This is a genomic window from Seleniivibrio sp. (assembly GCF_021209385.1).
GTDB lineage: Bacteria > Chrysiogenota > Deferribacteres > Deferribacterales > Geovibrionaceae > Seleniivibrio.
Genome location: NZ_JAJOIL010000037.1, coordinates 13023 through 27250 on the forward strand (window position 1 = coordinate 13023; position 14228 = coordinate 27250).

The following is a 14228-nucleotide window of genomic DNA, read 5'->3' on the forward strand; positions in this document are numbered from 1 at the left end:
ATCGGGCGAATTAGTGAAAGAAGATTCTCTTATTAAACGTATTTTGCGGGAAAACAACGTCGTTACTGTCTTTCAGCCTGTGGTGAGTCTGAAAGAAATGCGCATTGTCGGCTTTGAAGCACTTTCAAGAGGCATATGTTCAGAAACCGGCAATATTATCCAACCCGGCACCATGTTTTCCATGGCAAGGGAGGAAGATTGCGATCTTGAGCTTGACCGCCTCTGCCGCCGAACTGCAATGAAATCTTACAAAACAATCCCCAATTTCAATAAATACCTGTTGTTTCTGAACATTGATACATGCGTAATAGACAAAAACGACACAGAATCCACAAATTATACCAAGGCTCTCACAGACGAATTCGGCATAAACTATTCCTCAATATCCCTTGAGATAGTCGAATCAAAAATAGAGAACAACCACAACCTTGTGAGTTTCGTCGATAATTACAAGAAGCTCGGATATTATGTCTCTCTGGATGATTTCGGCGCCATGCACTCAAACATGAACCGCATAATACTGTCCAAACCGAATATCATAAAGATTGATATGGGACTGATACGCAATATCCACGACAACTATTATCAGCAGTCGATCATTACATCCATCATAGATATAGCTAAGAAGACAGGCGCTCTCACTCTTGCAGAGGGGCTTGAAAACATGGAAGATATCATGAAAAGCTATGAACTCGGTATAGACCTTTATCAGGGCTTTTTCTTCCACAGACCCTGCATCGACGTGGGCAGTGCCATAGGTTTTATTCAGGACAAGATAAACTATACCGTCGGATATGTTAAAAACAAGCTGGCGGAAAACGTCACAATCAGAAAGAACAGACACACCAACTTTGAAAATATAACATCACTGCTGAAACAGGAAGCCAAGGGACGCAGTCTCGATGCATTTTATAAGGCGCTCACATCCAGCATCAGCTTTTTCCCGGAAATTGAAAGGATCTTTCTGCTGGACAATTCCGGCATGCAGACACTGCCGTCCGTTATGAACCCTGCGCATGAGATTCGCAAAACAAAATCTTTCAGCATGTTCCACGAAAACCATTCAGACCACTCTTTGAAGGATTATTATTATTACTTGAAAAAACTTGATGCCGGACGATATTTTACTGACACGTTCATTTCAAGTACATCCGGAAATATCCTGAGGACGATGTCCTGTACGTTGACCGTCAGAGATGAAGATTATATTTTATGCATCGACTTTATCGATAGTTTGAAATCATGAAAACTGCGGAGAATTTTTTGGAAAATATTGGTTTTGATATTGCGGAGATTGTGGAAAAAGAGCTTATTCGGATTGAGTTTCAGCCTATACTCAGTCTGAAACTTAAAAAGGCCGTCGGAGTTGAGGCTCTTTGCAGGGGAATCAACCCCGCCGACCGGACGGTGATCTCACCTATAACCCTTTTCAGCGAAGCAAAAAGACATAATCTGGTACTCGCTCTGGACAGACTCTGCCGCAAAACAGCCATGAGAGAATTTGCCAATATAACAGGGCACGACAACCTCGTTCTTTTCCTCAATTTCGATGCTTCCGTTCTGGACAACGTTATTGATGAAGACAAATCATGGACAAAAATATACGCAGACGAAGCCGGACTTAAATATCAGAACATAGCTGTTGAGATACTGGAATCCAAAATAGAGAACAACAGCAAACTTGAAGCTATCACGGAGAAATTTTCCGCACTGGGCATGTTTGTTGTTCTGGACGATTTCGGCGCGCTGCACTCAAACCTGAACAGACTTGTAATATCCAAACCGGACATCATTAAAATAGACAGAAGTCTCATTCACAACGTGAGCCAGAGCTACTATCAGCAATCCATCATAAAGTCGATAATAGACCTTGGCAAAAAGATAGGCTCGCTGACACTGGCAGAGGGCGTTGAATCAAAAGAGGACGTTATGAAGTGCCACGAGCTTGGCGCTGATCTGTTTCAGGTTTTTTTCTTCTCAAAACCGAAAAGCAGAGCCGATCTTCAGGATTTCTGCTGCAAGACAATGATGGACGGTCTTTCATACGAAATTAAAGACTATATGGCTGTGAACCTTGAACAAAAACGGTTTCAGCACGCAAATTTTGAAAATATCCTGAACAGGATGCTTGATGAGGTGGTAAATACTCAGGAACATGACTTCATAAATGTTGCTGACGAATTTATCAAGACCCACAAGGACATAGAATGTGTTTACTTCCTGAACGAAGACGGTGTTCAGGTGGGCGACACCATATGCGGATTTGAAATACCGGAAAGCGAACACAGCCTGTTCCACCCTTCAAAAACCGGTACAGACCACTCGCTGAAAGAGTATTTCTATTTCATAAACAGCCTTAATCTGCTCTCGTACTACACAGACCCATACATTTCGCTTGCAACCGGAATGCTTTGCAGAACAATGGCAAAAAGATTTGAAACGGAAGATAAAACGTTCATTCTCTGTATAGATTTCATAGACAGCAGGGCTTGCAACCTGCTTTAAAGAACCGGTCCGAGAGAACGGCACCCCCCCTCGAAAACTCGCACATAAAAAGGTCTTTTTCTGAGCTCATCAAGGGCAATACTCTCCGACATGCTTATATAGTGCAGTATCAGATTTTTCACCTGCTCCGCAAAATCCGCGGAATACACCATCAGATTCAATTCAAAATTAAGCCTGAAACTTCTGGTGTCCATATTCGCAGAACCGACGGTCGTCCAGTTACCGTCAATGGTTATTATTTTGGCGTGTATCATCTTATCTTTAGCTTCATAGATGATGACACCCGCCTCTATAAGCTCCTCATAATATGACCTTCCGGCTGCGGCTATTATAGGATGATTGTTTTTGCCCGGCACGACGATACGCACCTTTATACCCTGTTTAGCAGTATTTTTCAAAACTTCCATCATAGGCTGATTTGGCACAAGATATGGTGTGATTATATCTATGGAGTGTCTCGCCCTGTTCATCACTGTGAACAGTGAATCGTAAATCATAGGTGTTGTCTGGTGAGGACCCGACGGGATAAGATGCACGGTTCTGTCGCCGCAGTCCATACCCTTGGGTACCAGAATATTTTCAGATATATCCTCATTGGTGGCAAACATCCAGTCTTCGGCAAAATATCCTGCCACCGAGTTAACGGCGTTTCCCTCGAAACGAAGGTGAGCATCAGCCCATTCCTGATATTCATGTCCTATGTTCATACCGCCCATATAGGCAATTCTGCCGTCTATTACGGCTATTTTCCGATGGTTTCTGAAATTCACCCGTGAAGCGGTTCTAAGACCGAACGGGGAATGAAACACAGCCGTTTTAACCCCTGCCTTTCTGAGACGTTTCATAAGGTTTGTGAATATCAACCCCATTGAACCCCATCCGTCAACCATGAAGTATACGCAAACACCCTCCCGAGCTTTCTGTTCGAGGAGTGATGCAAAATGCCGACCAACACTGTCGTCACGGAACAAATAGTATTCCATCAATATATAGTTTTGGGCGGACATGATATCCGCCTCAAGAAGATTGTATTTCTCCGCCGCGTCGCTTATAAGTTTCAGGTTCCAGCAACGGACAGGCTGCATACCGGTCACTTTCGTGATAAGCCTGCCAAGCTCGCCGACGTCCACCTCGCACTTTTTGTCTCTGCATATGCTTCTGTCAAGGAAAGGGTAGCGTTTCATCCGCTTTTCAACGATATTTTTCAGTCTTGGGTTGCCGAAAATAAGATAAGCCAGAGCCCCCACAACCGGAAAAAGGATCACGGCAAGCACCCAAGACAGGTTTGCTCTCGCCTCTCTTCTGCCTGACAGAATTATCATTATAAGGACAAACGACAGCAGTTCAAAAAGATACGTCAGCAGGTTGTCATAATGGATGGTCAAGCCTGCACCCCTGATAGATACCGTTCTCGGTCATATATTTCATGAGTTCCTGTGTGAATTCCGCTTTATTCTGCGGCCACATTGGAGCGATAAGCGTATTTCCTGCGGCGTCGCCCACCAGTCTGGCAACAACCATATCAGGTTTCATCCGCCCTATCCCCTCCGCAAGTATCTCTATATACTCCTGCTGCGTGAGAAGATCCACCGTGCCTTTATAGTACCAGTCCGCAAGTGGAGTGTTCTTAACCACATGCAAATGATGAAATTTGATGGAGTGCATGCCGAGTTCTACGCAAAGCTCCACCGAGCGCATCATATCCTCACGGGTATCTCCGGGCAGTCCGAAAATTATATGGGCGCAGGTCTTTATTCCGTATTCATGAGTAAGTCGCACTGCATCGGCAAATTCGGCAGCGGTATGACCTCTGTTTATGATCTTTAATGTGTTGTCATTGGCAGACTGAAGACCATATTCCAGCATTATTTCGTATTTTTCGTTCAATTTTGAATAATATTGCAGTTTTTCGGCATCTATGACGTCTGGACGGGTTCCGATGTAAACTGAGACTATACCTTTGTCAACCAGTGCCAGATCCATCCTTCTTCTGATGGTTTCCATATCTGCATAAGTATTTGAATATGATTGAAAATAAAGGATAAAACTGTTAACGCCCTGTGCGCGGAGTTTTTCCGCACGTTCTGTTACCTGACATGTTATTGAATTTTCCGAAGAGATTGCGAACGAGTCCACGTTGCAGTATGCACAGCCGCCCTCACCTTTCATGCCATCACGATTCGGACAGGTAAATCCAGCATCAACAGATATTTTGCGTACTTTGCATCCGTATTTGTCTCTCAGATAATCATTTAAAGAATAAAAAAGCCTGTTTTCGTCAGATTTCGTCATATTTAACCCTTTACTTTACGGTTGAAAGTATAATATATCATAATAATAGTTTATGATTCCAGTGATTTAATTATATAAGGCAAAATGCCTGTCCCGGAGCAATATAATGTCTGGTCTTCTGTCTTTGAGTGTAGTGCTGATATTCCTCGTGATATCGCAGTTGATCTCTGCCCTGCTTTTCACCCTGTATTTTGTAAAACAAAAGAAAAAAATGGCGGAAACCAACAAAAAATTGAAGGCAGCAAACGCACGTATACAGCAATATCTCAGCGGGGTTGATGCTTCTAACCTCATGTGCGTAATGGACACCTCAGGCGTTATGAAATACATAAACAGAGCATATCTTAATGCTGTGGGCTATATGTTCGACGAAGTGGTCGGTAGCAGGTATGACATTCTCTCTCACCCGGACACACCGCAGAAAACCTATGAGGAGATGTTCTCGACACTTCAGGAAGGTCAGATATGGTCAGGAATGATACTGAATCAGGCGAAGGACGGACACACGGTATACCTTGAAACGTCCGTTGTCCCCATACGCGACGACAACAACCGTATAACAGAATATCTCTCCATACGCAAAGACCTCACGGAAGTGTATGTCCAGCAGGAACAGATAAAGAAACAGTACACAGACCCGCTCACAGGTTTTCCCAACAGAACAAGGATGCGCCTTGACCTCGAAAAAATAGAGGAACCGGCGCTTGCCATCATAAATATCGACTCGTTCAGCACCATAAACACCTATTACGGTCTTGAGGCAGGCGACGAGATACTGATAGATTTCGCCAGCCTGCTGAAAAGCAAGCTTGATCTTTCCATGACCGCATACAGGCTGAGCGGCGACGAATTCGCAGTTCTCGCCGAAGGCATGAAAGACATTGACGCGTTTAACCTTACCATCAAAAATATTATGCATGAAATAGCCGAGCATAGATTCCATTCCGACGGCAACGAGATACAGCTCAATCTGACATCAGGCACGGCTCTGGGACACGACAACCCGCTTGTCAAAGCCGGAATGGCTATTAAACAGGCAAGACAGAACAAAAAGACGCTCACAACCTATTCCGAGGTTCACCAGGTAGCGGAGCAGATGCGCGAGACGATACAGTATACAACCGCCCTGCGCGACGCCGTGCGGCTCGACAGAGTTGTCCCCCATTTCCAGCCCATCGCCGATACTGCCACCGGAAAGATATTCAAGCACGAAGCGCTCATCCGTATTCAGGATGAAAGCGGCAAGTTTATACCGCCCATGTGCTTTCTTGAGCTTTCCAAACAGCTTAAGCTTTACAACGACCTCTCTTCCATAATGCTGATGAAGACCATTGAAAAGATAAAGGATACAGACAAACGTATCTCGTTCAACTTCGACAAAGAGGACGTGCTTAATCCAAAAATGCACACGAAGCTTTTCGAGGCAGTACGCAAATACGGTCTTCAGGGAAGAATAACTATCGAAATAACGGAATCAGAAGGTATGGATAACCTCAGCGAGCTTGCGGCTTTTGTCAGCAAAGCCAAACAGGAAGGATGCCTGATAGCCATTGACGATTTCGGTACGGGCTATTCAAACTTCATGTATATCCTTTCCCTCCAGCCGGATTTTCTTAAAATAGACGGTTCCATAACACGCCAGATACTTGAATCAAAACGCGCGCGCCTGCTCACAGAGACCATCGTCAGCATGTGTCACAGAGCGGGGATAAAAACCATCGGCGAATTCGTTTCGTCCGAAGAGATTTACGGACTGATGAAGGAACTCGGCGTGGACTATGTTCAGGGCTACTATTTCGGCAAACCTGAAATTGAACTGCTGTAGTCCTTGTATTTATCCGTAAATTGCTCTAAATTGACACACAAACATAATTCTTAAGGTGACTTATGATAAAGAAAGAGCTTCTTGACGTTTTGGCATGCCCCAAATGTAAACAACCTGTCAGGGAATCCAAAGACGAAAAATATATCGTTTGCGATTCGTGCAAACTTCTTTACGAGATCCGCGAGGGTATCCCCGTGATGCTCATTGATGAAGCAAAACAGGTGGAAAACACAGGCGGATACTGACATGGAGATACTAAGCTCCTTTCAGATGGCGAAAGCTGACAGCTTTACCATCAACAACATAGGAATCCCTTCGGCAGTTCTGATGGAGAACGCATCCGGCGCTTTTGTCCGCGTGCTTCTGGAGAAAATGCCAGAAATGACATCGGCGGCTGTTATCTGCGGAAGCGGTAACAACGGCGGTGACGGACTGGCGGCGGCAAGGCTTCTCAGCAATGCGGGAATACATACCGACGTGTACCTTGCCTGCGACCCCGAAAAACTGAAAGGGGACGCACTGCTTAACCTGAACATATTAAAAAACTATCCCATAAACATCTTCGCCATCACAGACGAGGAGATACCGTCATTTGAAAGCTACGACGTCACAGTGGACGCGCTTTTCGGCACGGGACTGACACGCCCTCTTTCCGGTTATCTGGAAGAGCTGGTGAACAGCATAAACCTTTCTTCCGAATTCACCGCGTCGGTGGATATACCCAGCGGACTCTGCGGCGACACATGGCTCACCATCGGCACGGCTGTTGACGCTGACCTTACGATCACATTTGCACGACCAAAATTTCCACACGTTATGTACCCTGCCCGCAAACTCTGCGGCGAGGTGATAATCGTTGATATATCAATCCCTGACTTCGCCATAACTGGCTGTCACACATACCTTCTGACACCGGACAACCTTCCCGTTGTCACTCCCAGAGAGCCTGACAGCCACAAGGGAAATTTCGGTCACGCAGTTGTTATCGGCGGAAGTATAGGCAAATCAGGCGCTGTGCTTATGGCATCCCGCGCATGTGCCGTATGCGGTGCGGGGCTTACCACCGCGGCAGTGCCGAAAGGACTTATCCGCACGGCAGAAAACTCTAATCCCGAAATAATGTCTCTGCCAATCGGCGAAGGTGATTTCTTCACTGCAGACGGCGCGGACAAACTGGCGGAGTTTCTTGAAAACAAGTCAGTAGCCTCAATCGGCATGGGAATCGGAACAAACGACGACACCGCAGAGTTCCTCGACAGACTTATAAATAAGACAAAACTGCCGCTCATAATAGATGCGGACGGAATAAATCTGCTCAAAAAGAAACAGTTCAAAAAACTGGACGGCAGATGCGCAATCACGCCCCACATCGGCGAATTCGCAAGACTGCTCGGCATGACGACCGAAGAGGTGAACCGCGACAGGATAAATCTTGCCATCAACTTTGCGAGCGACAACGGCATCATAGTCGTGCTGAAAAGTGCCGACACTCTCATAGCACTTCCCAACGGGCTTGTGTTCGTGGACATATCAGGTTCCCCCGCTCTCAGCAAGGGCGGAAGCGGCGACTGCCTCACGGGGCTTATCACAGGATACGCCGCGCAGGGCTATGACCTCGACTTTGCATGTATGCTCGGAAGCTTCACACTGGGCAGAGCGGCGGAACTGGTGCTTGAGACAATGAACGAAAAGACTGTTATGACCACGGATATAATAAATACTGTCGGACGCGTGCTGAATGAACTGGAACAGAATTCTTGAGAACGAAGAGGACACCAGAAAATTTGCAGAGGAAGCGGCGGAGCTTCTGAAAGGCAAGGTGGTGCTTCTCAACGGGACACTGGGTGCAGGCAAAACATTCTTTGTCAAGTGTATAGCGGAGCATTTCCACTGCACGCAGGCTTCCAGCCCTACGTTCACCCTGCACCAGCAGTACGACGGAGACATAACCATCCGCCATTTCGACCTTTACAGGCTGAACAGCTTCGACGAGCTTGAGAATATAGACTTCTGGAGCATAGTTGAAAGCGGCGACACCTGCTTTATTGAATGGGCGGAAAAATTTAATCTGCATGATGAGCTTGAAAATTATATCGAAATCAATATAACTGTATTAGATACAAACAGAAGACAAATTACGGCGGTGACAGATTGCTTATGAAACCACAGATATGCCCCTATTGCGGGGAGAAGAGGCTCGAAGAGCTTGAACCTACAGAAATCATGGTGGACAGCTCACTTTGGGTTATACACCATTACGAATGTCAGTTCTGTACGGAAGTTTTTGACAAGATAATCCCCGAGGGAGAGCTTGAATACGATATTGACGACATTGACGCTGACATATATACCGACGGAGATATGAATGAAAAAAAATTCCGCAACTGATCTTTTCAGCCAGCTTTCGGATGATGAGATGCAGCGTATCGTCATTCTCAAAAACGGACTTGAGGATCTTAATCTCATCCTTCAGGAGATAGAGGATACATACAATAAACTTGCGGAAATAGGCATAACCGAACAGGAGAAAAAGAACCAGCGGCTCAGACTTCTGACGCTGGAGAAATATCTCCTCGACCTCAACGAAAAGGTGAACTCGGCTATGGGTACGGCAGACAATAAATCTAAACTTTCATAAATACACGGAGACAACCCCTGATGCAGAAAGAATATCCCACGCGAATCGACCCTTCAGAATTTGAGGCGGAACTATATAAGGAATGGACGGATAAAAAATACTTTCACGCTGACGAACACAGCGAGAAACCGCCCTATTCCATAGTTATCCCGCCCCCCAATGTAACAGGCTCTCTGCACATGGGACACGCACTCAACAACACATTACAGGATATCATGATCCGCTTTCACAAGCTGAACGGATATGAGACCATGTGGATGCCCGGCACTGACCACGCAGGTATCGCCACACAAAACGTCGTGGAACGCCTGCTTGCATCCGAAGGCACGGACAGACACGCTCTGGGACGTGAAAAATTCATCGAACGCGTCTGGGAATGGAAAGCACAGTCCGGCGGAACCATCATCAATCAGCTCAAACGCCTCGGCTGCGCATGCGACTGGGATCGCGAACGCTTCACAATGGACGAAGGACTGAGCAAAGCGGTACGCAAGGTATTCGTAACGCTTTATAAAGAAGGACTTATCTACCGTTCCGACTATATAGTCAACTGGTGCCCCAGATGCCACACAGCCCTTTCCGACCTTGAGGTTGAACACGAAGAGATAGAGGGCGCATTCTACCACATCTATTACCCCGTTAAAGGTACGGACATAAAACTAGAGGTTGCAACAACCCGCCCCGAAACAATGCTCGGCGACACGGCGGTTGCTGTAAACCCCAACGACGACAGATATAAACACCTGATAGGCAAAACGGTTATCCTGCCTCTGGTAAACCGCGAGATACCCATCATCGGCGACGAATACGTCGATATGGAATTCGGTACCGGATGCCTTAAAGTTACGCCTGCCCACGACCCCAACGACTTTTTGCTCGGAATGAAACACAAGCTGGAAAACATCAGCGTTATGGACGAGAACGCCGTTATCAACGAGAACGGCGGTGAGTTCAAAGGAATGGACAGATTCGATGCCAGAAAAGCTGTTGTCGTCAAACTTGCCGAACAGGGACTTTTCGTTGCAAAAAAAGCTCACCAGCACAAGGTCGGTCACTGCTACAGATGCAAAACCGTTATCGAACCCAGAATCAGCCTTCAATGGTTCCTGAAAATCAAAGGAATGTCCGACGAGGCTGTTAAAGCAGTTCAAAGCGGACAGATAGTCATAAAACCTGAAACATGGAACAAGACATTCTATAACTGGATGAATGACATCCGCGACTGGTGCATATCAAGACAGATATGGTGGGGACACCGTATCCCGGCATGGTACTGCAAATGCGGTGAGATAATGGTTGAAGAGGAGACTCCCGAAAAATGCTCACGCTGCGGAAGCACGCACCTTGAGCAGGAGACGGACGTTCTCGACACATGGTTCTCTTCCGGTCTCTGGCCTTTCTCCACACAGGGCTGGCCTGAAAATACCGACACTCTGAAAAAATTCTACCCCACGTCAACCCTCATAACAGGCTTTGACATCCTGTTCTTCTGGGTTGCCCGTATGATGATGTTCGGTCTGAAATTCATGGATAAGGAGCCTTTCAAAGAGGTTTACCTCCACGCACTCATCCGTGACAAAGACGGACAGAAGATGAGCAAATCCAAGGGGAACGTTATCGACCCCCTCACAATGATAGACAAATACGGTGCCGATGCATTCCGCTTCACCCTCGCCGCTTTCGCCGCACAGGGCAGAGATATAAAGCTGGACGAAGCCCGCATCGACGGTTACCGCAACTTCGTAAACAAGATATGGAACGCTTCGCGCTTCATACTCACAGGCTACGAAGGACAGAAACTCACTGCGGACACAAAACTCTCCCTTGAGGACAAGTGGATCCTGCAAAACCTGAAAGAGACAGAGGAAAAGGTCTCCAAAGCGGTCGTGAACTACGACTTCAACGAGGCGGCACTCGCCGTTTACCATTTCTTCTGGCACAAATTCTGTGACTGGTACATTGAGCTTATCAAGCCCAGAATCTATGACGAGAATAAAAAAGACGACGCATACGCGGTTGCGGCATACATAATTGAAAAATCGCTGGTGCTCATGCACCCCTTCATGCCGTTCGTGACAGAATATATATATAAACTGGTCACCGAAAAAGAATCCATAATGCTCGCCGAATGGGAAAAATTTGACTTTGCATACGAAGAAGAGATGAAGGAGATGGAGGAGATAATCGAGCTTATCGGGCTTATCCGCAACATCCGCGGCGAATATAACGTCTCCATGTCTAAACAGCTCAAGGCTTATGTCAAAACGGATAAAGAACTCACCAGAACCGCTTTCACCAAGTACAAAGATATGGTGATGAACCTTGCGAGACTGGAAACGCTGGAAATGACCGAAACAGCCGTTGAAAAAGCTTCGCAGAATATCGCATCCTCATTTGAAGTTTACGTTTCACTTGAGGGGCTTGTGGACTTCGCGGCTGAGGTTTCCAAACTTGAAAAAGAACTGGCAAAACTGGAAAAAGATGCGAACATCTACGGCGGCAAACTGAAAAATGAGAACTATCTCAAAAACGCACGACCCGAAGTTATTGAGAAGGATAAAGAGAAATTTGCCGAAATAGATGATAAAATGACCAAAGTAAAAGAAACCATAGAGAGGCTGAGAGAACAATGCTGAGAGAAAAACTTGTAAAACTCGCCCTTGAAGAGGACATAGGCACAGGCGACCTCACCGCAAAAGCGTTCCGCGATTATGAAAAGCTGAGCGTTTTCGGATATCTTGCCAAAGAGGATTTCATCCTCTGTGGAACAAAAACCGCCCGCATAGTCTTCAACGAGCTTAACGCCGGAATTGACACTGTTTTCTTTAAAAACGACGGTGATCTCATCAAAAAAGGCGAAATTTTCGGCGAGGTTACAGGTCCGGTCTACTCCATCCTCTCAGGAGAAAGAACGTCTCTCAACTTTCTCCAGAGACTTTCAGGCATAGCGACAAACACAGCCGCTTACGTTAAAGAGCTTGAAGGGACGAATATAAAGATTCTCGACACCAGAAAAACCACTCCAGGCTGGCGGGTAATGGAAAAATACGCTGTACTCATAGGCGGAGGAAACAACCACCGGATGGGTCTTTTCGACGGAGTCATGCTGAAAGACAACCACGTTGACGCGGCAGGCGGCATAACGGCGGCTGTACGTCTGGTTCAGAAAAGCATCCCCAGCACAGTTAAAATAGAAGTTGAAGTCCGCAACCTTGCCGAAGCGAAAGAGGCGGCTGAGGCGGGTGCTGATATCATCATGCTGGACAATTTCAAGCTTGAGGATATGCAGGCGGCAATAGACGTTATAGCCAAACGATCCAAAATAGAGATTTCAGGCGGTATAAAGAAAGAACGCCTGAAAGAGTTCTGCAATCTCGGCATAGACTATATTTCTGTCGGAGCGCTCACCCATCAGGCGGTAAGCGTTGACATGAGCCTCAAAATACACAAATGAGATGCTGTGAAAAACTGCGCAGACTGGTAAGCAGAAAAAGTACACTGGTATTTATCATTGTAGGCATAAGCTTTTTTATGCTTTTTTACTATAGGGCAAATCCGAACGCACTTAAAATAGGCGAGAAGGCTCCGGATCTTGCATTTGAAACAATGAGCGGGAAAAAGTTTCGTCTTTACGACATTAAAGAACCCGTTATGCTTGTGTTTTTTAATACAAACACCTTCCTCTCCGGCGGAATGTATACTCACCTTTATCTGAGAAATATGCCTTATCTCAAGAGCATAGACAAAATAAACAAAGCAAAACTTATCATCATAACAGATAGCGGCAAACAAAAAGATATCATACGAGAAAAATTATCCGATTCAAGGTATAAAATCCTTGAAAATAATGTTTATTCAAGCAATAATAAACAAGCACAGACAGAGTATGGGCTTTCTATCTGGCCTCATTTCTTTCTTATTGATGCAAATAAACAAATTATTTACACTGCCAAGGTTCCTTCGGTGGAACTCGTGGATGGTATTTTAGACAGGAGTCAGTAATGCACGATTTTTTTAACGTTCAGGACATACAGGACGAATACGATCTTGTAATTCTCGGAGCAGGTCCCGCAGGTCTCACCGCAGGGATGTACGCATCCAGAGATAAACTGAAAGTGCTGATACTTGAAAAACAATTCCCCGGCGGCTACGTTGCCATAACAGAATGGGTTGAGAATTTTCCGGGCTTCTTCGACGGCATCATGGGCGCAGACCTGTCAGAAAAATTTTATCACCACGCGGTCAAGTTCGGCACACTCATACGCAACGGAAACTGCACAAAGATAGAACTGGATGGCGATTATAAAATCGTCCACATAGAAAATCGCGCGAACCCCGTTAAAGCAAAAGCTGTCATAATAGGCTTCGGATGCGAACCCAAAAGACTGGACGTACCAGGTGAAAGCAGATTTTACGGCAGAGGAGTTTCCTTCTGCGCAACCTGCGACGGGTCGTTCTATAAAGACCGCGTTGTTGCAAGCGTAGGCGGAGGCGATTCCGCCATCGAAGAGGGAGAATACCTCACCCGCTTCGCTTCAAAAGTTTACGTTATCCACAGACGCGACACATTCCGCGCATCAAACCTTGCAATGGAACGCGCTCATGCAAACCCGAAAATGGAGTTCATCACAGATACTGTGGTTGATTCAGTAAACGGCGAAACAAAGGTCACAGGGTTAACACTTAAAAACCTGAAAACAGGCGAAAAAAGTGAGCTTGTCGTTGACGGACTGTTCGTTTTCATCGGACACACAGCAAAAACAGAGCTTGTTAAAGACCTTGTAAAAACCGACGAATGGGGCTTTATAGTGGCTGACGAATCCACGAAGACATCCGTTCCCGGCATATTTGTTGCAGGCGACGTACGCGCAAAAGAGATCAGACAGATAACAACGGCTGTTTCCGACGGCACGGTCGCCGCCAAAAATGCTGAGAAATACATAAACGAAACCTTTGTGAAGGCATAAA

The 14228-nt window shown here is 46.0% G+C and carries 14 protein-coding genes; 12 read left to right on the plus strand and 2 right to left on the minus strand.

What is annotated here, in order from left to right; translation table 11 throughout:
* Positions 1-13: 13 nt before the first annotated feature.
* Together LRY47_RS12210 and LRY47_RS12215 are read left to right on the plus strand one after the other, a co-directional pair.
* Positions 14-1246: an EAL domain-containing protein gene (locus LRY47_RS12210; protein ID WP_295225838.1), complete on the plus strand. Its 1233-nt coding sequence runs from the start codon at positions 14-16 to the stop codon at positions 1244-1246.
* A gap of 17 nt (positions 1247-1263) precedes the next feature.
* Positions 1264-2505 carry an EAL domain-containing protein gene (locus LRY47_RS12215; protein WP_295225840.1) on the plus strand — a complete coding sequence of 414 codons (1242 nt, stop codon included), beginning with the start codon at positions 1264-1266 and terminating at the stop codon, positions 2503-2505.
* Here LRY47_RS12215 and cls read toward each other — a convergent pair.
* Together cls and LRY47_RS12225 are read right to left on the minus strand one after the other, a co-directional pair.
* A complete protein-coding gene (gene cls, locus LRY47_RS12220) occupies positions 2502-3890 on the minus strand; it encodes a cardiolipin synthase (RefSeq protein ID WP_295225842.1) in 1389 nt (462 codons plus the stop codon). The two genes, LRY47_RS12215 and cls, sit on opposite strands and share 4 nt — an antisense overlap.
* Positions 3874-4797, minus strand: a complete 924-nt coding sequence (locus tag LRY47_RS12225) for a TIGR01212 family radical SAM protein (protein ID WP_295225844.1) — start codon at positions 4795-4797, stop codon at positions 3874-3876. Before LRY47_RS12225 ends, cls begins: the two co-directional genes overlap by 17 nt.
* A gap of 106 nt (positions 4798-4903) precedes the next feature.
* On the opposite strand from LRY47_RS12225, the gene LRY47_RS12230 reads away from it, so the two are divergent.
* The 10 genes from LRY47_RS12230 to trxB all read left to right on the plus strand — a co-directional run bounded on the left by LRY47_RS12230 (position 4904) and on the right by trxB (position 14227).
* Positions 4904-6622, plus strand: a complete 1719-nt coding sequence (locus tag LRY47_RS12230) for a GGDEF and EAL domain-containing protein (RefSeq protein ID WP_295225846.1) — start codon at positions 4904-4906, stop codon at positions 6620-6622.
* Positions 6623-6684: 62 nt separating this feature from the next.
* Positions 6685-6867: a Trm112 family protein gene (locus LRY47_RS12235; RefSeq protein ID WP_295225847.1), complete on the plus strand. Its 183-nt coding sequence runs from the start codon at positions 6685-6687 to the stop codon at positions 6865-6867.
* Positions 6830-8383 (plus strand): NAD(P)H-hydrate dehydratase, encoded by a 1554-nt coding sequence (locus LRY47_RS12240; protein ID WP_295225849.1) that lies wholly within the window; start codon positions 6830-6832, stop codon positions 8381-8383. Before LRY47_RS12235 ends, LRY47_RS12240 begins: the two co-directional genes overlap by 38 nt.
* Positions 8361-8783 (plus strand): tRNA (adenosine(37)-N6)-threonylcarbamoyltransferase complex ATPase subunit type 1 TsaE, encoded by a 423-nt coding sequence (gene tsaE / locus LRY47_RS12245; protein ID WP_295225851.1) that lies wholly within the window; start codon positions 8361-8363, stop codon positions 8781-8783. Before LRY47_RS12240 ends, tsaE begins: the two co-directional genes overlap by 23 nt.
* Positions 8780-9010 (plus strand): hypothetical protein, encoded by a 231-nt coding sequence (locus LRY47_RS12250; RefSeq protein ID WP_295225853.1) that lies wholly within the window; start codon positions 8780-8782, stop codon positions 9008-9010. Before tsaE ends, LRY47_RS12250 begins: the two co-directional genes overlap by 4 nt.
* On the plus strand, positions 8988-9260 hold the full coding sequence (locus LRY47_RS12255; protein ID WP_295225855.1) for a hypothetical protein: 273 nt from the start codon (positions 8988-8990) through the stop codon (positions 9258-9260). The genes LRY47_RS12250 and LRY47_RS12255 overlap by 23 nt, the downstream gene beginning before the upstream one ends.
* Before the next feature lie 20 nt (positions 9261-9280).
* A complete protein-coding gene (locus LRY47_RS12260) occupies positions 9281-11896 on the plus strand; it encodes a valine--tRNA ligase (protein ID WP_295225857.1) in 2616 nt (871 codons plus the stop codon).
* On the plus strand, positions 11890-12714 hold the full coding sequence (gene nadC / locus LRY47_RS12265) for a carboxylating nicotinate-nucleotide diphosphorylase (RefSeq protein ID WP_295225859.1): 825 nt from the start codon (positions 11890-11892) through the stop codon (positions 12712-12714). Before LRY47_RS12260 ends, nadC begins: the two co-directional genes overlap by 7 nt.
* Positions 12711-13262, plus strand: coding sequence for a redoxin domain-containing protein (locus tag LRY47_RS12270; RefSeq protein ID WP_295225861.1), 552 nt, complete (start codon positions 12711-12713; stop codon positions 13260-13262). The genes nadC and LRY47_RS12270 overlap by 4 nt, the downstream gene beginning before the upstream one ends.
* Entirely contained in the window at positions 13262-14227 is a 966-nt protein-coding gene (trxB, locus tag LRY47_RS12275; RefSeq protein WP_295225863.1) for a thioredoxin-disulfide reductase, read from the plus strand. Before LRY47_RS12270 ends, trxB begins: the two co-directional genes overlap by 1 nt.
* Position 14228: the final 1 nt, after the last annotated feature.

Excerpts from the sequence above, each read along its gene's own strand:
- LRY47_RS12225 (WP_295225844.1), bottom strand. The coding sequence starts at position 4,797 with ATGACGAAATCTGACGAAAACAGGCTTTTTTATTCTTTAAATGATTAT.
- LRY47_RS12230 (WP_295225846.1), top strand. The coding sequence starts at position 4,904 with ATGTCTGGTCTTCTGTCTTTGAGTGTAGTGCTGATATTCCTCGTGATA.
- LRY47_RS12235 (WP_295225847.1), top strand. The coding sequence starts at position 6,685 with ATGATAAAGAAAGAGCTTCTTGACGTTTTGGCATGCCCCAAATGTAAA.
- LRY47_RS12240 (WP_295225849.1), top strand. The coding sequence starts at position 6,830 with ATGAAGCAAAACAGGTGGAAAACACAGGCGGATACTGACATGGAGATA.
- tsaE (WP_295225851.1), top strand. The coding sequence starts at position 8,361 with ATGAACTGGAACAGAATTCTTGAGAACGAAGAGGACACCAGAAAATTT.
- LRY47_RS12250 (WP_295225853.1), top strand. The coding sequence starts at position 8,780 with ATGAAACCACAGATATGCCCCTATTGCGGGGAGAAGAGGCTCGAAGAG.
- LRY47_RS12255 (WP_295225855.1), top strand. The coding sequence starts at position 8,988 with ATGAAAAAAAATTCCGCAACTGATCTTTTCAGCCAGCTTTCGGATGAT.
- LRY47_RS12260 (WP_295225857.1), top strand. The coding sequence starts at position 9,281 with ATGCAGAAAGAATATCCCACGCGAATCGACCCTTCAGAATTTGAGGCG.
- nadC (WP_295225859.1), top strand. The coding sequence starts at position 11,890 with ATGCTGAGAGAAAAACTTGTAAAACTCGCCCTTGAAGAGGACATAGGC.
- LRY47_RS12270 (WP_295225861.1), top strand. The coding sequence starts at position 12,711 with ATGAGATGCTGTGAAAAACTGCGCAGACTGGTAAGCAGAAAAAGTACA.
- trxB (WP_295225863.1), top strand. The coding sequence starts at position 13,262 with ATGCACGATTTTTTTAACGTTCAGGACATACAGGACGAATACGATCTT.